Genomic DNA, 23,036 nt, shown 5'->3' on the forward strand with positions numbered 1-23,036 from the left:
TACACTATTCTTGGAAGAGTTCGTTACGTAGTTCCTGATAAGTACTTAATGCGTTTTCTGCTTCGTCGAGATCGCTTTGCGACATGTAAATTTGACCAAGTTTATCCACAATAGCAAGCCGAAGTAAGCGGTTATCCTCCATTTTTGCCAGTTCGTCTGCCTGTATAAATTCCTTTTTCGCAACCTTGTAATTCTTTTGCACGAATTTTGAGCTGGCCAACATATACTCGATTTCTGCAAGATCTTCTGTCAGTTGTCGCCGTCTTGCTAGATCACGCGCTTGGATTAGAAACCACTGAGCTTCTGTGTGTTTGTTTTGCAGTTGGTAGATCTTGGCCAAGGTCTGCCAAGCTATGATCTTCCGGTCATAGGCCTTTGCTCTATTGATTAGGGGTATCGCTTTACGAATGATGTTGTTTTCTGCCGATCGGTAATCCTTGTCATACGCTTGTATGAGCGCAATCTTCGTAAGCGCATTTGCCTGATCGAGTATACTTTCACGCTTTATGGCTGTTTTATAATATATTTCTTGGAAATATCCTGCTTGTTGTACGTTCTTGCTAAAGAGGTACACATTGGCCAGGTTATATTGTATCGTGGCAATGTCCGAAGTATGTGTTGTTTTTTGAGCGTGCTGCAAGGCACTTTGCAGAAGATTCAACGCTCCCTGTACATCTCCTTTCTTTAAAATAGATTCGGCGTAAATGTGGAGAAGACCATAAGCACCACTGAAATTTTCCCGCTGAATTTCCTTTTCTACCAGAAGATTCCATTCTTGCGCGCTGCTTGGTTCGGGTTCAAGTAGATGCTGCATATTTGGGGCATTACTAGTCGGTCTCAGTTCATCGACCAGCTGTTGAAAGTCGAGCGCTTTGTCGATGCTATCTTGAAAGATTATTTTTTCTTTGTAAGAATCCGTCAGGAGTTCCTCGCGTGTTCGTGGAGCGGGCAGCACGTATACCCGAGGACCGATACCGTTAAAGCTGCGGTCATATTTAGTCACATAACCGGCAGGGTCGAGGGGTTCATCCTGTTGCTGTGCCTGAACATCATGAATGCCGATAAATAGCCCTAAAAAAATCAGTGTATATAAAATTCCCTGCTTATCAAACTGCATATAGTTATTTCCCTATTTTACCAAACTTATCAAAATTCTGTATCAAATACAATTCGTAAGCACATGAAACAAATCAACTAATGTGAAGATAAGCCACAATTGTCCAGACCTGCGATACATGGTGGAAGGTCGGCCATCCATCGCTCGGTTGCAAATTTTAACAATCCTTAACGCTTGATAAACCCCTCTGTAACGGCTTCTAATGATTATAGGCTCCGACATGCACAATATTTGGCGGGATAATTGGTTATCTTAAAGTAAATAAAAACAAAAAGCAGTAAAATCCGTGTATTATTTTAAATACTGCAATTATTTTCTGCTTCATTTTCAGTATTTTTCCACTGGAAGAAAAAGTCTTCGTTGCGTGTCGGAGCAGGATAATGTGCTATCATATTCAGTAATATTGCTATTGTATATGCAGCTAAATTTATCTAAGTTTAGCGCAGCCAAAATTGGAAGAGTACCGTTTGGCTTAGGAAAAGGATTTTAGTCGATGTATTTAAATAAACTATCTTATATGTTTAAGAATATTGTTTTTGGTCTTGCGTTGTTCTCTGTTATTGCATGCGGATCAAAACCCCGTGTGAATTTGGAAGAAGGGATGTTGGAGCTCAAGCCATCCGCTCAGCACGAAGTAATTGCTTCCGAGGTGGCAAATCTGTTGGAGAATTACAGTTACAAAAAGGTACCTATGACAGATTCGTTATCGCGGATCGTTTTTGATAACCTGCTTACGTCGATGGATCAAGGACGAAACTACCTGTTAGCGTCCGATGTGGAGGACTTTAAACAATTCCAGAATACCATTAGTCAGGATTTTAGAAAAGGAGACTTATCAGCACCATTCTATATCTTCAATATGTATTCAAAACGCTATTTAGAAGCGATGGAATACGCATTGACGCAAATAGACGTGCCGCATGATTTCAATGTAAATGAGAATTACATTGCGTACCGCGAGAAGTTGCCTTATTTCAAAACAGATGCGGAGCTAAAAGATCAATGGCGCAAACGCGTGAAGTACGACCTGCTCAACTTACGCCTGACAAGCACAGACAAGGATTCTGTTGATGTCAGCAAGCATAAGGAGACGCTGCGCAAGCGTTATCAAAACATCATTTCACAGGCGAAAAAAACCAACTCCAATGACGCTTTCCAGTTAATCATGACAGCGTTGACCGACGCCGTGGATCCGCATACCACATATTACAATCCGTCCTTTGCCCAAGCATTTAATGAAGGCATGTCCAATACTTTCGAAGGAATTGGTGCACGCCTGCAGATGGAGAACGAAATGGTAACCATTAAGGAAATTATTGCCGGAGGTCCCGCATTTAAGGACAAGAGCTTACATGTTGACGACCGGATCATTGGTGTCGCACAAGGTGATGGCGAGTTTGAGGATATTATTGGGTGGCGTCTTGATGCCGCAGTTGCGAAAATCAAAGGGCCGAAAGGTACGGTCGTACGGTTAAAGATCATTCCGGCTGGTCAAGAGCTAACGGCACAGCCCAAGGTGGTTTCGCTAAAACGGGAAAAAATTGTCATCGCCGAAGAGTCTGCGCAAAAGGAAGTTAAGCAAGTAAAAGGAGAGGACGGTAAAACCTACAAAATCGGGCTCATTAAGTTGCCAAAGTTTTATATCGATTTCGATGCCTTCCGCAAGCGTGATCCCAATTACAAGAGCACCACCCGCGATGTGCGGTTAATTTTGGACACTCTCCGTCAGGAAAAGGTGGATGCAGTGGTGCTTGATCTGCGCAATAATGGCGGAGGTTCCCTGCAAGAAGCCATTGAGCTAACGGGATTGTTCATCGACAAAGGCCCTGTGGTGCAGGTACGTGATGTAAGAGACCGGGTAGAAGTGGATAATGATGAAGAGGCGGGCGTTGCATGGAATGGTCCATTTGGTGTATTGATTAACCGGTTTTCCGCGTCGGCATCTGAGATCTTTGCCGGTGCTATACAGGATTACGGAAGAGGTGTTATTTTAGGATCGCAGTCATACGGAAAAGGCACGGTACAATCGGCGATTGACATGTCCCGTTTCATCAGCGCAACCAATAAACTCTTGTTAAAAGCTAAAGGTGAAGATAAGGATCCAGATACCCCCAATGGGGCTCCTGAATTTGGACAGATAAACATCACAATGGGTAAGTTTTACCGTGTTACGGGAAGCAGTACGCAGCACAAAGGTGTCACTCCCGATGTGGTATTCCCAACGCAATATACAGCGGAAAAATTTGGCGAAAGCTCTGAGCCGTCGGCACTACCTTGGGATCAAATTAAACCATCGACATTCTCCCGCGTAGCAGACCTTGGCACGGTGAATCAAAAGCTCAATGATATTCATCAGAAACGGATGCAAAAATCTCCGGAGTATGCCTATCTGTTAGAAGACATTGAAGAGTTTAAAAAGCTAGATTCGATTCAGGAAATCAGCCTCAACCAAGTGGAGTTGCAAAAAGAGCGTGATAAAACGAAAGTAAAGAACAGGGCACGGATCAATAAAGGGTTAGAACTTCGTGGATTGCCGCTCTGGAAAGAAGGGCAGCCACAACCGAAAACTGAATTCGATTTCGTGCTGGATGAAAGTCTAAATGTGATGACCGACTTCATCAGTCAAACGAAGGAATAATTCGATATACGATACCAGATCATTCTGTGGCCTCAGGAACTACTATTCTTGAGGCCATTTTTTTAGAATGTACGAAAGCAATTCCGCGTGTTTCAGTTAGCATTCATATTTGGGATTTCAGTCTTTTTTGCGTTTTTAATAGTCTATTGTCATTAATCCATAATGACTGCTAACTAAGAGAACATCTTTTTTATTATAGGATGACCTAAGAAAGCTACCTACGTTAAAAGGTGATTAGTTTTTATGTAAATTTTTATCAAATGTTTGCGAAGATTTGGAGCCATCCCGTATTCTGACAAAACTAAGAAGAGTTGTATTTATTTGTTTGGGCGCTGATTCGAACCGTGGTTCGATCGGAAAAGCTTTTGTTGTATATTTATGTAACGATCTTTATTATTGGTACAGGGTCGTCCAAAGTGGAACAGTATTCTTCCAATTCAGCTAAGGGTACTAATAAATTGGTGGTAGTGTCGGTATCTTTTAAAATTATGGTATCGCTCGTCGTACTAAAGTCTAAATCGTCGTTTCTGATAAGAACAACCTCTCCTGCCAGCGAGGAACATAACAATAGCTGTGCATTCTGCGATCTAGTCAATGAGTTGCAAAGAGAATGGCAGCATTTGATTGATTTTATAATTTTTCCCGTTTCCAATTCAATATATTTCAGATGTCCATCATAGTAGGGCACGATCAATTTGGATGACGAAATCAAAAAATCATTGTAAAATGTTATACCTCTGATGTTTCCCCATGGTGTTGGAAGAGTTAAACCTTCATCGTCTGTAAATTCGTTAACAAACTCCAACGAGGGAAATCTGTTCGCTTGATAACTAAACGGAGGGAACCCGCCTGTTGTAATAAACTGGTCGCCATGCTCAGAAAAACGGCAGGAACTTGGAGAAAATAAGGTGAATATATATTTTTTGTAGAGCCTTATTGATACGTCTTTTATTTGATAGAAACGAATATGCCCACTATCTTCTGACTCGGTTACTTGTACGGCAATTATTTGCTCATTGGGATGAATTATTATATTCTTTGTATACACCTCACATAGTGCATCAGCATTGTCCAGTTTAGATAACGAATCCAAATGATAAAATTCTATTTTGAATGAACCGGCGTTTGCCGCGATTAAGAGATTTCTCGAAGCGATCACGCGTATGCAGGAATATCCTTTTAAATGCGGGGCCAAATTATTGTTTACAACTTCTCCACATGTTCGTGAAATGGTCCGTGTATCGATACTCCATTCCATATTTATTGCACCGTCCAAGGCAAACCATATGTAATTCTCCCCCGAAAAACAAGCATCTAATATGGCAAAATCGAATTTGTGGTAGTATGCGAGAGCCAATTCATCATGAAGAATATTCAGTATTGCAAATTCAGAAGAACCATCAAATAATATCAGAGCCGTATTGCCATTTTCATGAAGTAGCGACTTTGAAATTTTACGGCCTAAATCAATCGTATTTAATATTTGCATTTTTAACTATGTCATTTTAACAACCTCGGTTTTTCCACTTATATTTTTGAACAGTTTTCTACTAATTTAAGATATAATTGCCAATTTGATAGTACTCGATCCCCGCGAAATTTTCCAGATTTGATGAGACTTTGAGGTGGCCATATAGCAGGATTCATGAGCATCCGATTTCGTTTCGAGGTTTGAGCGAAGGACGTACCAGATAGACGTTGCAGCACTTGGGGTAGAATCTGTTCCAGAGTTTCGGGCTGACAGATACTATTATTATCAAGAGAAAGGGCGTCGCACTCTGCGGCGCCCTTTTAGTTCCAGTCGATTACTATATCTTTGATTAAGGTAGCTCCACTACCAACCGTACCTGTATGTTGGAATCCCACACCGCCGTGTCCGGTTTCTCCAACGACTGCTTCGAGCATCACATCATTACGAACGCCACTCGGCAACGATTTGCGATTTTCTGTCGATGTAATTGCTTTTACGCTCAATTTGTGATCGGTGATAGCGATCTGGATATAACAGGGCGCCCGAAATACAGTTGTGCTGACAGGAGGGCTGATTGGCGAGATATGACCGTCCTTGTAATGCAATAGTTGGAAGTCGACGGCGTCCGCATACTTTGTCGTCCGGATAATCCGGAGAGCATAGCCCGTTAAGCGGCTATGGTCAAATTTGATGTATACATCCAAGTACTGTGCCCGAGCGCTACCAAAACCCTGCCCAGCGGTTTTGGCGGGTACAGCCGTAAATTGTATAGACATATCCCCTTGATGTCGTGCCAAGGGGGTATAGCGCATCCGCGCTCCTTGCACCGCTTGCACGAATCCCGTGTCGCACATTGCTCCATCCACGCCCACTCCATAATACCAAGCCTGTTTACTTGTGTCTACCTGCCAGTCGTATTCGCGTGTATCCGCTGGCGCGTAAGCATCTAAGCTCCAAAAGCCCGGAATCAGCTGCGGTTGGTTTTGTGTGGGCATCGTCGCAAGCGGGACTGCACAGGAATAATCAGGCGGACCAACCTCTGCTGGGGTCAAGCGGGTGGCAAATACCTGGTCCACGGGAAGGCCAAGCCCGCTGCGTATATGCTTTGGTTCCACCCGGCAGTGTATGTAGTATCCGCTGTCAGCCGCTGTGAGACGATATTGCTTGAGCGGATATTTATCAGGAGAGATTTGTACCGGAATAGCGTCTCTTCCATCAGAAGTACGGCTTCTAGACCAGGTGATCCGAGTTTCATCCGGGTAAGAACTGTCCAACGTATAGGAGCAATGCAATATACCATCGGCGAGTTGTAGCTTTGGAGACTTAAGGAAAGATGGCGCGTCGTACTGCTGTGGCACGATTTCTAACGTGGTGGCAGCACGTAAACCAGAGACATGGTTGGCATATATTGTTATATGTTGAGCAGTGTCGGTGTCGAGCACGGGGATAACGACACAACGTCCATCTCCCATCGGCCGTATATTTACGCTTTTCTGTCCACGTTCTGCCGTCCAGGAAACAGATCCTGGAGGTAGGACCTCACCACTATATAGCAGGAGTTGTGTTTGCAAGCATAAGGAATCCTTTTTTGCTTCCAAACGGGTATTGTGTGGCGCGAAGCGTAGTTGCGTCGGAATATTGGTCAGCGGTATCCCCGTAGCGTGTTCCTGGGCTTCGATGAGTGAACGATAGCCCAGCGGATCCCATTGATCCTTTCCAGCCAAAAGATTATACACATTGTAATATACCTTGCCACTATGGGTAAACCGGTATGCGAGGAGTGCATCCTGCGTAGCCAGGAAGGGATGCACATGTTGCGGATGATGATGCCCAACCGTATAAGGTTTGCTGTTAAACCGAATTTGATATTGATAGCTAGATTCCGCATCTGGGAGCGCCTTCCAACCCACATAAGACGCTGTTTGCGAATCGATATCTGTATCGATCAGCGTCACCTGTCCTGCCGTCTTTACGAAATATTGTTTTGATTCCACAAAGGAATGGATGTCGCAGTCCAGAAACACGGCTCCGGTGCGCGAAGCGCCCCAAAACGGTTTGCTCCCATAAAAATGGAAAGTGGAGCGCAGATAGACGGCGTTACCATTTAGCGCGTCGTCGGTCAGCTCGAAATAACACCTGTCGAAAAGAGTACGCTTGCCGCCAACAAACGGGCAGAGATTCAACCGGGAAATAAACCGGCAGTTTCGTGCGAATACCCTATCACCATCACAGAACACCAGTTGTGCCTGAACGATCGCCGCCCCTCTTTTCTTTTTGTTCAACGAGGGATTCTTGGGATATACCAAATCGATGTTGCAGTAGTTTCCAAAGGTGATGTTCTCGGCAGAGGGGCCTTCGCCGCGGATCCGTAACATGGTAAAATTTCCTTTTGCGCCCATTGTTTGCCCCCGGTTGGCCGCGAGAATGACGTCCGATGGATCATCGGATAGACCAATCAGCGATAACCATTGGCAGTCTATTTCCAGGCCGAAGGGCACGTTTTCTCCTGGTTTTGGTACCCGAAGGGCTGGATCGTCCGGGTCATCCAGCCAGTAAACATACGGTGCAATATAAACCCGCATGGGTTCGGAAGCGGTACCGTCCTTGAGATACTGTACCGCTTTTTGTAACGAATTAAACACATATTTTTTGCCCACTATTTCCTGATCGGAAAGACTACCGTCTATAAGAAAACTTTTCGGACCAAGAACAACGCGTTGTTCCCCGTAATAGATCACGCTGTCTACCGAGCTGGCCGCTGGGCCATATGCGCGACTTTGCCTGCCGCTAGCCAGTAACGTCACTATGAATATTAAGATGTAAAGAGCGATCTGTCGGGTCTGCCTCATAGTTCGTTTTTATGTCCGGGTAGCAAAAATATTCATGATGTACACTATTGTTGGGCGAAGCCATATCCGTTGGATATTAATCCGTTGGACCGTAGTATCGTTTCTGAAGACAACGGGAGTAAATAACGTGGGGGCGCTCCCGCAGCGTAATGGGCATCCGTATATCCCTTAAAAATATTGCTACCGTACTGGTCTTTGTAAGTGACGATGTTGATGCCCCAAGCTGTCTTCACATAGCCATCGGCAACGAGAGCTGCGGCCTCTGCGCCATCGGGGTCGATATGCTTAAACAACCCTTTGATGGCTAGGTTTCGGTTGCCATTGCTTGGTAAAAAATTCTGTGCCGTCCATAGGTCGCAGTTGCCCCGCCATCCCGGATAACGTAGCGGATGTGTCGGATCTGTTTCTGACACGGTACATTCGGTTGTCAACATTTTAGACATTCCCACCGTCGTTACGTTCATAGCCTTCACATAGATATAATTTGAGATGGTATTGCCGTTGTCAAAGGTATAATACCCTTTGCTCTGCAACCCTGCGATCATCTCTTTCTGTAGGTCGCGGACGGCTTTGATCTTTTCCGGCATTTTTCCCGTGCGGATGAGGTCGTAGCGGCGCAGACCTTCGCCGGCAAATTCCAGCTTCCGTTCCTGCTGTATCGCTTCCCGAAGAGAGGCTCCAGACAACGCGCCGATATAAGCCGTCACCTTCTGTGATTGGTCGGCCGACTTAAAAGCACGCGCACGAATCTTTGTCAGCTCGGTTTTAGCACTTGCTTCCTCCCCGAGTTCTGCATAGACCTCCGCAAGCATAAGGATCACATCGGCCATACGCATCTGCACCCAATTCACGCCGGATTGCCGCTGGGTGACCGTATACGGATTTGCCATTCGGCTTTCATCCCATTTGTTGTTGGGAAGACCACCCTGACTTCTGGATCCGGGGGTGAAGTTGACCAGTACTTCAGAGGCAGCTCCTGAGTTTACTGTTACGGCAACCGTCACATCCCGACGCACATCAGCCGGATCAAAATCACCATAGTAGAAAGCAGGAAATAGTCGGCTTTGGCCGTAAGACTTGCAAGGATAAGCATTGGAACCGCCACCATTAGACGGTCGTCCGAATGCATACGGCCGCTCCGAAAATTTGCCTTGCGTCTCCCCAACTTCGTAGAGCGACTCCGGACTGACCTGCAAGTTCATGTTGTATTGGAAATTATACTGAAAAGGATTGTTAAACGCCTCTCCGCGTGGATCCGCTGTGATCAAATAGGCCGACCCCGGATTGTCCAAGCATGCTTTCAGATATGTTTTAGCTAGTTCATAGTACGTTTTGTAATCGCTTCGGCGGGCATAATGCGCCTCCCATTGTTCTGTGCCTTTCTGCTCCAGGGAGACTGAACCATAGTCAAAATCTGTTCGTCTCAGACTGTATCCGCCGGCAAAAAGAGCCATTTTACCAATGAATCCTTGTACGAAGGTACGCGAAAATCGCTCAGCGTTCACACCGCCCTCCCCAAGTCGGTACATGAAAGGCTCCACTTTTTGAAGGTTCTCAAGTTCCTGATCATAAATGAAATCACGAGACGATAATGCTGCGCTATCCGTTTGGCCCAACGTGGTGATCGGTACATCGAAATAGGGGACGTCCCCGAAATAACGGATCAAGTTAAAATAGGCGTATGCGCGAAAGACGGCCGCCTCGCCGTACAACTGTGTCCAGTCCGTCGCGGTAGAACCCGTTAAAGCCTGTTGGTATTCCGGTTTGGCGGCGATGGCCTCCATGATCAGGTTAGCGCGGTTAGCCACTTTGTACAGGTTAGCCCACGCATTTACTGCATTGGGGTAGTCGATGGCAAGTTCTGAGGCATACAGCCCCTCTGGGATATGGCGCGTTTGTGCGTCATAGCTTTCCGGATGCGTTTCTGCGTCAGAACCTACAGCATCCAAATCATAAAACAATCCGTTGTTGGCTCCCCGCCAGATTTCATAACAACCCATCATCACTTTGTAGGCCTCTTCGGGCGAAGAAAATACAAACTCCTGGTCGACTGCCGAAGGAGAGGAAACATCTAGGAAATCACGTTTGCAACCTGAAATAGCTAGCAACGCAATCATCATGGTATATATAGGTAATTTTCTCATGGTAACATTGTTTTTTTTGTGTATGCCAAATTGAAGTTGCAATTACAACTGCAGATTCACGCCAAATGTGAACGATCGTGCGCGTGGATAAGCTCCCCAGTCCAGCCCGGTGGTGGGATAGGCTGCGCCACCTTGACTGAGGTTTGTGCTCACCTCCGGATCCAATCCACGGTAATTGCTCCATAATAGTGCGTTGAATACTGTTCCATAGACCCGAGCGCCCTTAAAGCCTACCTTTTTGAGCAAGTGATCGGGAAGGCTATAACCCAGCGTAATGGTATTGAGCCGTAAGAATGAGCCGTTTTCTATTCCTTGTGTAGATACGACCGCATTTTCATGGTAAGGTAAGTAGGTCGTTGCGTTTGAATTCAGCGCGGCTAGCGCAGTAGGATCCGTAACACTAGTAATCTGATCATTCTGGATATCATAAATGCGGTACGCTCCCGAGAGGTAATCCAGGCGATTGCGATACAAACCGTCCTCTTTACCACCAGAGAATGCAGCAAGGTAGTTGGCGTTATAGATTTTACTACCATAACTCCAGTTGAAATTCAGGGCAAAGTCAAACTGTCGGTAGCTACCGTTAATGTTCAATCCGCCCGTATGTTTCGGATTCGTATCTCCGATGATAGTCACATCCTCCTCGTTAATGACCCCGTCATCATTCAAGTCTTTGAAGCGTACTACGCCAGGGTAGGCTACCTGATCACCCGGTTTATGTGCAGTTGTACCATATACGGTTCCGATAATTCCCGAGGCGATGTCCGCCACTCCTTCCTTCAATACATATTGTCCATTGTCATAATTGAAGTCGTCAACATTATACCATCCTTCGTATACAAATCCGCGTACTTGTCCGACAGGTTTTCCGACCTCCAGAACATAGTCTCCCGTTGAAGGTCGTGTTGATGACGATCCCCAGTTTGACATATATAAACCATTGACCCCTTCGGCTAATTCATCAATGCGGCCTCGGTTGATATTCACATTGATGTTTGCGCTGAGTTTGAAATGATCCTTGCGTATCAGGTCAGAACCCACGGCGACCTCTATTCCCCGGTTGCTGGTGCTTCCCACATTGTCATATGTTTGCCGGAAACCGCTGATGGCCGATATGGACGTCAGCATTAATAGGTCTTTGGTCGAGTTTTTATAGAGATCAATGGTACCAAAGATCCGATTGCCAAATAAAGAGTAGTCGAAGCCCAGATTCCGGGTAATGGTTGTTTCCCATTTTAAATTCGCATTGGCAATTGTTTCTGATGCCGGAGAATAGGCGACCTGTTGCTCTTCATTGACTGAATAGGAAATCATGCCATCTGATTTCCAGTTCATACGCCATAGGTTGGCGCTGATGCCATCGTTCCCCACTGCTCCATATGATAGGCGCATTTTTAGATTATTGACCCACGATGTGTTTTGAAGGAAAGACTCGTCCGAAAGGCGCCACGCAAAGGCTGCTGCCGGAAAATACCCCCAACGGTTGGTCGGGGCGAAACGGGAAGATCCGTCTGCACGGAAAGTTGCAGTAAACAAATATTTGTCCAATAAGCTGTAATTGGCCCGACCGAAATAAGATTGTAACCGATTTGCGGTGCCGCGTTCCGAGCTGTAGCCGTGGTTAACGGCATTGTCGCCTGTAAAATATTGATCCATCATGGCAAAGGCACGTTCCGAATCGAACGATGTTGGATAGCGATTCCCCCAGATATTGATACTCTCCGAATCGGAGTCCATCATTTCCTGCCCCGCCAGGATATCAAGCGCGTGATTTTCACCCAACCCTTTTACGGTATACGACAACACGTTCGCCCACCTTAAATTCCAGCCTTCGGCCGATGAGATAGCAGCATTACCCGCGAACGTTTTTTGACCGGTCGCATCCAGGTAATTATTGTAGATGGCACCGGACCAAGTCTTGGCCCTATTCCAAAAACTGTTCAGTCCAAGTTCCGACCGGAAGGTCAGCCCATCGATAATGTTCCAGCTCAGACTCGTGTTTGCGCGCAAGGAGCGGTTGCTCGCTTCCGGAAAATAGTCTCCCATACGCGCCACAGGATTGTACATATCCTGGAGGACCATATCATACAATCCCAGTTGCGTGTTTTTCGTATCGTCGAGTTCGCCGAGCACGTCCGTCGTCGCTATCGGCCGAAATTGATAGGCAGAGGAGAGAATAGAACCTTTGCCATTGGTTGTTGACTCATTACTCATCTCGTTGATATTCGTATATCTGGTGTCTACCGAAAGAGACACACGTTCGCCTAGCTTTTGGTCTACTTTTAAGGCCGCATTATAGCGTTTGAACCATGAATTGATTTTCATACCATCGTTGTTGATGTAGTTCAAGGCGGCCAACACCTTAGTTTTATCGTTACCTCCGGTTAAGCTGATGTTGTGGTTTTGGGACATGGACGATTGATAAGCTTCCCGCGAAAAATCGGTCGCAGCAACATCTCTGTAGTGACCAATTCCTGCACTATTTTGGTATTCATCGGCATAGTCTCCAATGGCCCACAGGCGTTCCCAAGCCGAAGCATAGCTGTCGCTTAGGGCTTTGGCATATGCCCAGTTGTAAGCAATGTAATTATAGGCGTTCATGGAGGCCAAGTATTTTGTAGGCTGATTGTACTGCCCGTAACCGTCGTAGCTAATGCGGGTCTGTCCGCTCTTCCCGTTCTTGGTGGTGACGATGATAACACCATTGGCCCCACGGGCGCCGTAAATCGCTGTTGACGATGCATCTTTGAGCACATCAATGCTTTCAATCTGGTTCGATGGGATATCTGTAATGGAGGAAACCGGGAAACCGTCTACAATATATAGGGGCTCGTTGCTTTGGGAAATAGATCCTCCTCCGCGTACACGGATCGAGATATCGGCATCCGGCCGTCCGTCTTGTGCTGTGACATTAACACCTGGAAGCTTGCCCGCCAAAGCCTGCGCCGCATTGGCAACTGGAACCGCGGCTATTTCCTTGCCGCTGACGGATGCCACCGACCCGGTCAGATCCTTTCGTTTGACGGTTCCGTAGCCGATGACCACCACTTCCTCTAGATTGGAGGATTCTGCTTGAAGCGTTACGTCGAGTATACCGCTGCTGGGTAAAGGAAATTCAGCGGACACGAAACCGACGAAGCTGAATTGCAGCCGGGCATCCGCCTGATCTACTTGTAATGAATAATTACCAGAAGCGTCACTCATCGCTTGCTGCTGATCTCCCTGAACGCGTACCGTAACACCTGCAAGCGGTTGCATATTTGTGTCCGTAATTTTCCCGGAGATGGATCGCTGCTGCCCGAAAGCTCCTTGATACAGGAGAATCATCATGCACAGCGCTTTTAATTTGCTCATTAACATGTTCTAATTATTAAAGGTTTATAGCTCGAGTGTTTGATAGACATCCTGCACGTTGCATACGATGGAAAATATCGGGTAGCGGTCAAGACATCGTCTACGTATTTTTCGATTTATGTTGGTGAAGTTTTTTCCTCTACAGGGAAAAACATTCCATTAGCATATGCGATAATACAATTATCTACGGTCATTTGTATAAAAAATGATACAATAAAAAAGCGCAATCGTTGCCGGTAACGATTTCGAAAAGATATTTAGCCCTCATAATTAGGATAGAAAGCTCATCAATTGGCATTGGGCGACGCTTTTGCGATTACTTATAAAGAACATGGCGCACCGCTAAGTTTCGCGGTGTGGGGAGCTGGATTAACCGCTTTGCTGCTTTGAAGGTTAATTCTGGGCCTTCTTTATGCGGTGTATGTTCTACATTCGGAATAATGCATATTCCGGAGTAAATTTACTCCAGAATACGCAGGTGTTCCCACAATTAAATCTAATGTTTTGATGAAAATAATCCTTAAGGTTTTAAGATAGTGTGTCCACTTTTGTTGACGACTCACATTGTAACCGGAAAGTAGTATTTGTCTACCTAATGTCGTTGCTCCTGACCGTTAATAATATGCCCAGTAAATTTCATCATGTTCTTTTCCCCGGTATAGTAGATAGCCTCCTCCTTCGGTTATCGCCAGTGCCGGAGCTTTCGCACTTCGTGCTGTTGAATGTCCGTGTGAGTTTATCACTTTTACCGTATTACTTCCGACCCATTGACCGTAGCTATCCTTTCCGGTATCATTGAGAGCGCACTGTGTTAGGTTATTCTCTGTATTGGTTGCGACATAAATAAGCAAGAAGACCCCATTGGCATATTCCAATGTCAAACCAATCGCTGTGTCAGGATTGGTCGTATACTTATCGCCGTCAACCTGTTTACCTATACTGTTGATTTTGCCTTGGTTCTTCCAGAAGATGTTATCAACAGTTCCATCGTCTTTCATTTCGGAAGGAGTTCCATAAGCCCAGTAAATATCCGTGCCGTCTTTTTTCTGAAAAGCCATATACATACAGTATGGATCTGCTGCTAATGCAGGCGTATTGCTGCATGTAAATGTGCTATTATTGTCATCCTTTAGATGTCCCGAGTCTTTCCATTTACCGGTTTTTATGTCGTAATATCCCCAGCTCATCTTCTTATCGTCGTCGGGTTTGCGGTACACGAGATATATCCTGCTACGGAATACGCAGATCGCAGGGGCTGCATTATCTACTTTTACGGGCATTTGCCCAATAGAACTCCAATCCTCCAGATTTCCCGATGCGGGCGTTGTGATTCCCCGAAGCGTATCGCCATCTCTGAAAAATGCGAATAAATTTCCGTTGACGGCGGCGATAGTCGGTGAATTCTGCGTGGAGACCGAACTGTTATTAACTTTAATGTATCTTGGTTTACTCCAGTCCAATCTTGCCTCCCGTCCTTCTTCTTGGAAAGCTGCCGCATTGGCCGTACAGATCCTTAAACTACGATTGTCATGTCCATCAACAAACAGTAAGAAAAGTTTATCGTCCCAGCTGGTTGTAGCAGGGCTGTGATCTGTTGTGACCTCATCCTCGGCGATCATAACGTCTCCAATCCAGCTTGGACGTAACGATTTAAATGATGATGTAATACACTCGGATAACGTGCTTATTTCCAGTAGTTCCATGTTGTTTGGCCTTGGGCTCAACTGGGACCAGGCGGGAAATTGATAGTAACGCACATTCATATTGGAGCCATCATACGACATTATTGCCCCGCTGTGATAGTATAAGCCATCTTGATTGAGGATTATATCCTCCTTCATATTTGCGGAGAAAGGAATCGGATAATTCATGACGTATGGTGCATCATCTGCCTCTGTCGCTTCGTAACTGCTGCTTCCCAGCAAACGTCCTTTGTTTAAGCCCATTAATCCATCCATGTAGGTTGCGAAACTATGTTCATGCCCCCAATACCATGCAGCGATGTTCTTGGAAAAATATTCTTTGAAATGGCTATCGAGCCAAGTGTTTAGATATTGCGGGCTGTCATGGTTGATCTCTGCATGACGGGAAAAAAATTGGTGATGAGACAGCATAATGGTTTTTCCTCCGAACTCGTTCATTCTGTCCTGCAACCATCTCACTTCACTCGTTTTCAAGGTGGGTTGGAATGGTCCTGCAACATCTTCGTATGCAGCAATTATTAGACCTTCTACAGCATTTACCAAATCGAACTTGCTCTGTTCGTCCAAAATGCCTTTAAGCACTTCTCCAGCTCCCTGTAAAAATGACAACCAGCCATTTCCGTCTGCTTGTCCGGTATCCATACCCAAAAATTGCCATTTATTATCGGCAGTTCGTAGACAGAAGAAACTACATTGTTGAGCGAGTTCTGATCGGCTTATATTCGGAACATTTTGATTAAGATTGTCTAGTAGTTCAAAATAACCGTAACCATAAGAGTAGTACTCGTGGTTGCCCGGTATAGTAAATATCGGTGGGTTAGGATTGAAGTTGGTATTGTTGATCTCCCTTTGCAGATCTCCCCCTACCTTTTCAAAAACCTGTCGGAAGTTATGCTCGCATTCATAGGGTAATCCGCAATAATAAATGTCACCAAGGTGCAGAAATACAATCGCTCCACCTGGATTGTTTTGATAGGCTTTCCTCCATAAAGCTTTCAGGAATTCGTGAGCATCATCCAAAGAGGTTCCCCAGTCGCCCAGCAAGACAATGTGCGCGTCCACAGGAATTCTCCAGGGTATAGCTTTGTAATTCGCGTTTAGGTCCGCATCACGGTACTGGGAAGAATATGTCCCTACAGGTTCAGCTAGCCAAAAATCATTGATATAGTTACGCACCATATTTTTTTGATCTTGTGTGAGCCCTGTCTTATCTAGGATGTAGTCCACCAATTTCTTGCTGATTTTATCTACTCCAGTCAAGCCTACTAACGCTATCCATATGATTACGCACAATGAAAATCCCCAGAGATCAGAAGTGCTAAAATCCATTATCCCCTTTTTCTCATTATGCTCCTCCAATTTGTTCAGAAAATCTAAATATAGCCACTCATATTTCCCAGGCCATTCCTGTTCTACAGCACAGAATGCTGCTGTTGTAAGAGCTAAGTCAAAATAGGTCTGGGAGAGATAGGCAAGTTGTTCCACAGTAGCATCTTGCACAGGGCTTTCCAACGTTAAATCACCCGGTGGTTTATCTAAGCGTTTTTTTTGCTTTAAGAGGCTTAAATGATGATAGACGCCTTGCATAAATGGTAACTGCCGAATTTGTTGGATACTTGCGTTTGGATGTTGCTTACGCAAAAAAGTCTCTGCCGCCGATGCCCACGCGGCAGCCAGCGGATTTCTGGGGTTTTGAAAGCTTGATAACATATTGAGAGGTTTAAGTTTATTGTTTACGTCGGTATATCATTTGTTACGATTCAATATTAATAGATTTATTAATATTTTTCCGCTCTTGCCTTACTAATCAAGTATTCAACAACGAATATATATAAAAAAGAATGAAATACAATTGTTATATTTTTGTTAATATCTAATTTTGAGTAATTTATGTTTTTTAAGGATGAGGCTTAGCTAATTTGTATACAAGATCTGTTCATGATTTAGTCGATAAAGATGTTTAAATAAACAGAATTATGATGTTATTTATTGGCTTGAAATTATATAATAATTGAAAAATATATGCTGTTTTACAGTGGATGCTATGTACAAGACTCAGCGAGCTAACAGTCAATGGTAGCTTTTGTCATTTACCCAGCTTTTTGAAAGATAAAAAAAGGGATTTTGGAAAGATATCGCTATAACAAGGTTCTACGTTGCATATCCAGTCTCTTCCAAAAGGGCGCGTGGGCCAATAGAGAGGGAATTTGTTACCATAAATTTTGAAATTATTCTTACTTGTATTTTTTTTTTCGAGCTAATCATTTAACCTGTATAAATCATTGATGGCCGTTGGATCATGTGTGTTTTGCTAAATTTCTTATCTTTGTGTTATGGCAACACCAATACCTTTAGCAGAACGTATGCGTCCCAAAACCATCGCGGATTATATTGGGCAACAACATATTATTGGCGAGGGCGCCGTACTTCGCAATGCTGTCGAGCAGGGAAATATTCCGTCGATGATCTTTTGGGGACCTCCGGGCGTCGGGAAGACAAGTTTAGCCCTGTTGATTGCAGGCGAATTAAAGCGGCCTTTCTTTTCGTTGAGCGCGATACAATCTGGTGTAAAAGATATAAGGGAAGTCATCGATAAAGCCGAGAAGCTACGTAACTTCAACGGTGAACAACCCATCTTGTTTATTGATGAGATACACCGTTTTTCCAAGTCTCAGCAGGATTCTTTGTTAGGCGCTGTTGAACGCGGGCTTGTTACATTGGTAGGGGCAACCACCGAAAACCCGTCGTTTGAGGTCATTTCTGCTTTGCTTTCCCGGTGTCAGGTATATGTGCTCGAACATTTGTCGGAAAACGATTTGCGGGATATCCTAGATCAGGCTCGCGCACGAGATCCCTATTTAGTAGAACACCCGGTGGACATAGAGGAATACGAAGCGCTGTTCCGTCTGTCGGGGGGCGATGCGCGTAAATTATTAAATGTATTCGAATTGGTCGTACATGCGGCATTTGCACAGAAGCAGAAGATTACCAACGCGTTTGTCCTAAAGCAGGTACAACAAAATATGGCGTTATATGATAAGACCGGAGAACAACATTACGATATCATTTCCGCTTTTATCAAATCCATCCGGGGAAGCGACCCCAATGCCGCGGTGTATTGGCTTGCTCGCATGATCGAGGGGGGAGAAGATCCTTCGTTTATTGCTCGGCGTCTGCTTATTTTAGCTTCCGAAGATATTGGTAATGCCAATCCGAATGCATTGCTGTTAGCCAACAACTGTTTTCAGGCAGTGAATGTAATCGGCTGGCCTGAGTCGCGGATTATTTTATCGCAGGCGGTGACCTATCTGGCATCTTCAGCCAAAAGCAATGCCTCTTACGAAGCGATCAACAAAGCGCAGGCACTCGTCCGTGCGACCGGCGATTTACCTGTGCCTCTACATTTAAGGAATGCCCCGACAAAGCTGATGAAAGAGCTGGATTATGGCACAGCATATAAATACGCCCACGCCTACGCCGGAAACTTTGTACAACAGGAATTCTTTCCCGACAAACTGAGCGGCACCTTGCTTTACGATCCGGGTAACAACGCTTCTGAAGGTAAACTGCGCGAATCCCTTAAAAGTAAATGGAAGGAAAAATACGACTACTAAAGATAAAAGGGAATTGAAAGAGTGGATAATTGGTGTGACGGTTTAGCTCTTATCGGATCTTAGCACACCCAATTCACTGCACCGGCGTATCAAAGCGGCTGTATTGGGCATACCGGTTTTTTTTAAAAGATTCTTGCGATGTACCCGGACAGTTTCTAACGAAATGCCGAGCTGAAGGGCTATTTTTTTTGAACAGGAACCTTCGGTAAGTAATCGTAAGACCGTGTGTTCTCGTTTGGTGATCCGGAGTGTATCGGCATGCTCATTACGTAGGTGCGATAAGTCGAACTGACGAAAGTACTTCAGGCCATTGATTCCCAAAAGGTATGCGAGGTAGCTGTTGGTGCCGGAAATATGCTGTATGTCCGTATGGATGTTCAGGCTTTTTACGATCCTGTTCCATTTGTCGACGACAATCGTAATTGCTTGATGATGGAATAGATGATAGGAACCGTCGGCCACCAGCATACGAAAGCAGTAGGACGATTTTATTTGCGCTATACTATGGTTCTCTATGGCTACTTCGCTGTAGCACGCTTCTTCGGCGCGCAGTACAAATTCCATGTCGTCCGGATGTATCAGGTCAATAACCTGTTGGAGATGATCCGGAACTTGCTGCAGACCGTGAATGGTGCACAGTTTAGGGTGCTGCATGGTTAAGGCCTGTGTGTGAATATCGATCAGATAATAGTAAAACTCGCCGATAACCAGTACTTCGGAAAGACGGGCAGCAATGTCCGCGGCTGGGCTATCGTTTTGCTCTGTAGAGAAAATCGATCCCACCTTTTTCCATATCGGCTGTAGCGCATGCGTCTGGTTTTTCATAACACTATCGTATTCTGGCGCCCGCCCCTACGGTGGGCGCGAATGACAGGGCTAAAGTCTTTATTTCCCCGACATCGGGCAATACCATGTTTGCGGTATTTTGTATGTAGGTTTAGAGTAGCCCGCATTCCATGCAGGTTCGGATCATGTCATTGCTGTTCACGGTCTTTGTCTTGCGCAATAGGTTTTTCCGGTGGACCTTTACGGTATGCTCGGATATAAACAGTAGATCCGCGATGCGACTGCTGGCGTGTCCCTTAGCGATGAGCCGTAACACTTCCATCTCGCGCAGAGACAATGTCGGGATGTACCGGTCTTCCTTAGAAAGTGAGAGGTCGAGCAGACAATAATCTCTGCGCGCTCCAACGCCGTTGACCAAAACGATCTGGTTGTTTATCTTGGTAATATGTTCGATATCCGTATGGATGTTCAGCGCAAAGGTCAGTCTATCCTGCTCGTCCTTTGCCAGATGAATCGCTTGGTGATGGAATAGATGATACGATCCATCAGCTACACGCATGCGGAAACAGTAGCTGGTTTTAAGGAGCAGCTGATGCTCTACGCCGATCTCCTTCATCTTTTCGATGCTCGCCTTCTCGGCCCGCACGACAAAATCCATATCCTCGGGATGAATAAAATCCATGATGTCTTGCAGGTGAGCCGGTGGGCTAGGAAGGCCATGTATCAGTGGTGCATCTGTCGAAACCTGGCTTAGGGAATAATCGGCAATGTTAATCACATAATAGTAGAAAGGGCCGACAGACAGCATATCGGCAATAAATTTTGCGACATCGATCTGGTGCGTGGTAGAGGGCTGCGCCGTGACAAATTCCGGATAGCTTTCCCAGAGCTTAGATAAAAGGTGTCTTTTCTTTTTCATAAGAAGCCGGCAGCACCACGCTGCCTGTTAATAGATTGGTAATCAAAGATACAAATATTAATTGTGCAACCAACGGATTTATTGATATACCACGGAGAAGTTTTCCAGCCAATGGCAGGGAGCCTGATACAGTTGGAATCGGACTGTACTCAGGAAAATACCTCTATTGCGGTATTTTCCCGTAAGGGGACCCTTTATAATTTTGGCGTATTGAAAACCATTAATTGATTTATTATGAAGAGAATTCTACTAGTAGTATGGTGCGTCATCTGTAGCGTGCACGCAATTGCCCAATCCACCCTCAGCAAGGAAGAGGAAGAACGTATTACCAAAGCCGTCAGCCAACGTATGGAACTTCACAAAAAAAGCCAGAAGTACCTTCACCTCGGGTTCGTTTCCCATACATTAAGTGACGACGCCGATCTGGTATCTTTCAAAAGCAAATTTGGCGCTAGTTTAAGTTCCGGACGAACATTCTTTCTGCACCGCGACCCACTTGCCGGCATGCTAAAAATCGGATTAGACTGGACATACATTGATCTGAATTATACAACCTATAAAGAGCCGATCTTGGAGGAAGATGTAGACGGGAACTGGATTGAGGACGAAGTAAAGGTGCATGCCGCTGAGGCCGGTATGCATATCGGTCCGTCAATTACCGTGTTTCCGGTTAACCGGCTGGCAGTGAAGGCTTACTTTCGGTACGCGCCATCCTATTCGGCTATGTATGATACGTATAACGAAGAATTTAGCAGCGGTTTCGGATCTTATTTTGTTTCGGGCATATCAGCAAATTACGGAGGCATAGGCTTAGGTATTGAGCAGCGCTGGGGCAGTGCCAAACATCGTACGCTAACCACTGATCTGGAGGACGATGATTTCGGAGGAGCATCTGAGCAAAAAGAGAAGTTCCATTTAAAAGGTCCGCGTATATTCGTAGCCTTTAGCTTTTAGTAAAACCTACTTTATCTACAACTATAACTATTAAAAAATGAAAGAACTGAAATTTTCGGTACTGGTATTCCTGTGCATTTTTACACTGGTGTCCCTTAGCGGTTGTGATTCGCTGATTGATGAACTTCTTGATGAAGAGCAAATCGATGAAAAATTGTTAATCGGTAAATGGAAAGCCGTCGAATATTTCTCGAACGAGGTGGTCGATCCTTCTGATGTGGTAGGAGGAACAGATTTTTCCGATGTTAACCAAATTGAGACGATGATCAAGTATCAGATGGAGAGTACCACTTGCCCGGGAAAATTAGATAGTTACGAAGGGCAGATCCTAGCGTTTGAACTGGATCTTTCCAGGGACGGTAACATGGTTCTGTATTTAAAAGAACACGATAAGAGTTCCGTCTATGATGGAGACTGTAAACTTAATCACAACGACGATAGCCACGAGCTGACAACCCGCGGAAACTGGGTCTTAAATGCGGAAGATGCTACATTGTCGCTATCCAGCGCAGATCTCGACATCGAGGATGGTAGCATTGAGATCGAGGAGCTAACTGCCAGAGAACTGGTGTTACGTATCGGCGATGATGAGTACGAGACATATATTAAGCTTAAAAAATAAAGCTAGACAACACAACTGGCAATAATGAGAGCTGTAAACCTTTGCGTTAAGGTTTACAGCTCTGCTTTGTCACGTTTAATAGCCTTGACATTGGCCGATACTACTTTTTTTTTATCGAGATGATCTTATCGAATATCGCGGTATTTTGAAAAAATCCCGTGAGATGTTGTTCGATCCGTTAGGATGTATTTCGATAAACAGACCGTCTGCAGATAATGTACCGCGGATATCTTTTGCGCGCTGCTACTTTCATCATGCCATGTTCTCCATATTTCCTGTTTAAGGAAAATGTCTTCCAGATAATAAGCGAAGCACCGCCGCTGCCAAGAATCAGACACAGATACGAATTCGCGCCGACCATATACAGCATCATGATCAGTAGCAGGGCCCCTAAGAGTTCACCAACAAAAATGAAAGATACTGCGCTTTGAGTCCCTTAAATTCAACAGTCCGGCAGATCCCTTTATTGATGTGGTATGTATTCATAGTAAAAGCCACTACATAGATTAAAGGAAAAAGGACCGCAAGATGGTCGCTGCTACAATCAGAAAGATACAGGCACCAATCCACGATGCCGCGGTTTTGTTGGTGTCAGGGTCTCCGCTACTAAACTTGTTATAAACTTTTACCCCGCCGATAAATCCTACGACAGCGCCGATCGCATAGATCAGTTTGGTAGCAGGATCAAAGTAAGAGGCCACCATTTGCGTTGCTTCGGTAATACCGGCCGTACCGTTCCCTTGCCCGCGCTGATCTTGGCTAAAAGCAAAGCGATAGCCACAATGCTCCTTTTCTTTGTTGTTTCTTTCATCATGAAATAATTTTAGTTTCGGCCCTACCTATTTAGATGCCACATCAAAAATGC

General features: G+C 45.1%; 12 protein-coding genes and 2 pseudogenes. 4 read left to right on the forward strand and 10 right to left on the reverse strand.

The window, feature by feature from the left end; translation table 11 throughout:
• Positions 1 to 4: 4 nt before the first annotated feature.
• Positions 5 to 1,117, reverse strand: a complete 1,113-nt coding sequence (locus ACFSR5_RS17065; RefSeq protein ID WP_380905678.1) for a tetratricopeptide repeat protein — start codon at positions 1,115 to 1,117, stop codon at positions 5 to 7.
• A gap of 517 nt (positions 1,118 to 1,634) precedes the next feature.
• Here ACFSR5_RS17065 and ACFSR5_RS17070 point away from each other — a divergent pair.
• Positions 1,635 to 3,755 (forward strand): carboxy terminal-processing peptidase, encoded by a 2,121-nt coding sequence (locus ACFSR5_RS17070; protein WP_380905679.1) that lies wholly within the window; start codon positions 1,635 to 1,637, stop codon positions 3,753 to 3,755.
• 376 nt (positions 3,756 to 4,131) lie between these two features.
• Here ACFSR5_RS17070 and ACFSR5_RS17075 read toward each other — a convergent pair whose 3' ends face one another.
• The 5 genes from ACFSR5_RS17075 to ACFSR5_RS17095 form a co-directional block, all read right to left on the reverse strand.
• On the reverse strand, positions 4,132 to 5,244 hold the full coding sequence (locus ACFSR5_RS17075) for a hypothetical protein (RefSeq protein WP_380905680.1): 1,113 nt from the start codon (positions 5,242 to 5,244) through the stop codon (positions 4,132 to 4,134).
• Between the two features lie 302 nt (positions 5,245 to 5,546).
• Positions 5,547 to 8,075: a hypothetical protein gene (locus tag ACFSR5_RS17080; RefSeq protein WP_380905681.1), complete on the reverse strand. Its 2,529-nt coding sequence runs from the start codon at positions 8,073 to 8,075 to the stop codon at positions 5,547 to 5,549.
• Between the two features lie 44 nt (positions 8,076 to 8,119).
• Positions 8,120 to 10,219, reverse strand: a complete 2,100-nt coding sequence (locus ACFSR5_RS17085; RefSeq protein WP_380905682.1) for a RagB/SusD family nutrient uptake outer membrane protein — start codon at positions 10,217 to 10,219, stop codon at positions 8,120 to 8,122.
• A 42-nt stretch (positions 10,220 to 10,261) separates the two neighbouring features.
• Positions 10,262 to 13,573: a SusC/RagA family TonB-linked outer membrane protein gene (locus ACFSR5_RS17090; protein ID WP_380905683.1), complete on the reverse strand. Its 3,312-nt coding sequence runs from the start codon at positions 13,571 to 13,573 to the stop codon at positions 10,262 to 10,264.
• Between the two features lie 614 nt (positions 13,574 to 14,187).
• A complete protein-coding gene (locus tag ACFSR5_RS17095; RefSeq protein WP_380905684.1) occupies positions 14,188 to 16,986 on the reverse strand; it encodes a metallophosphoesterase in 2,799 nt (932 codons plus the stop codon).
• 623 nt (positions 16,987 to 17,609) lie between these two features.
• Between ACFSR5_RS17095 and ACFSR5_RS17100 the strand changes: the two genes are divergently transcribed.
• Positions 17,610 to 18,890 carry a replication-associated recombination protein A gene (locus tag ACFSR5_RS17100; RefSeq protein WP_380905685.1) on the forward strand — a complete coding sequence of 427 codons (1,281 nt, stop codon included), beginning with the start codon at positions 17,610 to 17,612 and terminating at the stop codon, positions 18,888 to 18,890.
• Positions 18,891 to 18,932: 42 nt separating this feature from the next.
• On the opposite strand, the gene ACFSR5_RS17105 is transcribed toward ACFSR5_RS17100, so the two are convergent.
• Positions 18,933 to 19,715 carry a LuxR C-terminal-related transcriptional regulator gene (locus tag ACFSR5_RS17105; RefSeq protein ID WP_380905686.1) on the reverse strand — a complete coding sequence of 261 codons (783 nt, stop codon included), beginning with the start codon at positions 19,713 to 19,715 and terminating at the stop codon, positions 18,933 to 18,935.
• A gap of 112 nt (positions 19,716 to 19,827) precedes the next feature.
• Positions 19,828 to 20,595: a LuxR C-terminal-related transcriptional regulator gene (locus tag ACFSR5_RS17110; RefSeq protein ID WP_380905687.1), complete on the reverse strand. Its 768-nt coding sequence runs from the start codon at positions 20,593 to 20,595 to the stop codon at positions 19,828 to 19,830.
• A 234-nt stretch (positions 20,596 to 20,829) separates the two neighbouring features.
• Here ACFSR5_RS17110 and ACFSR5_RS17115 point away from each other — a divergent pair, with 234 nt between their 5' ends.
• Together ACFSR5_RS17115 and ACFSR5_RS17120 are read left to right on the forward strand one after the other, a co-directional pair.
• Complete coding sequence (locus ACFSR5_RS17115; protein ID WP_380905688.1) at positions 20,830 to 21,549, forward strand: hypothetical protein; 720 nt, start codon at positions 20,830 to 20,832, stop codon at positions 21,547 to 21,549.
• Positions 21,550 to 21,586: 37 nt separating this feature from the next.
• The gene (locus tag ACFSR5_RS17120; protein ID WP_380905689.1) at positions 21,587 to 22,171 is read left to right on the forward strand and encodes a hypothetical protein; all 585 of its coding nucleotides are present in this window, start codon (positions 21,587 to 21,589) and stop codon (positions 22,169 to 22,171) included.
• Between the two features lie 178 nt (positions 22,172 to 22,349).
• Here ACFSR5_RS17120 and ACFSR5_RS17125 read toward each other — a convergent pair.
• Both ACFSR5_RS17125 and ACFSR5_RS17130 read right to left on the reverse strand, forming a co-directional pair.
• Positions 22,350 to 22,657: pseudogene (locus tag ACFSR5_RS17125) on the reverse strand (DUF4133 domain-containing protein).
• 20 nt (positions 22,658 to 22,677) lie between these two features.
• Positions 22,678 to 22,914 (reverse strand): annotated as a pseudogene (locus ACFSR5_RS17130) (DUF4134 domain-containing protein); the annotation flags it as partial.
• Positions 22,915 to 23,036 lie beyond the last annotated feature (122 nt).

The organism is Sphingobacterium suaedae (genome assembly GCF_042684625.1).
Classification (GTDB): Bacteria; Bacteroidota; Bacteroidia; order Sphingobacteriales; family Sphingobacteriaceae; genus Sphingobacterium; species Sphingobacterium suaedae.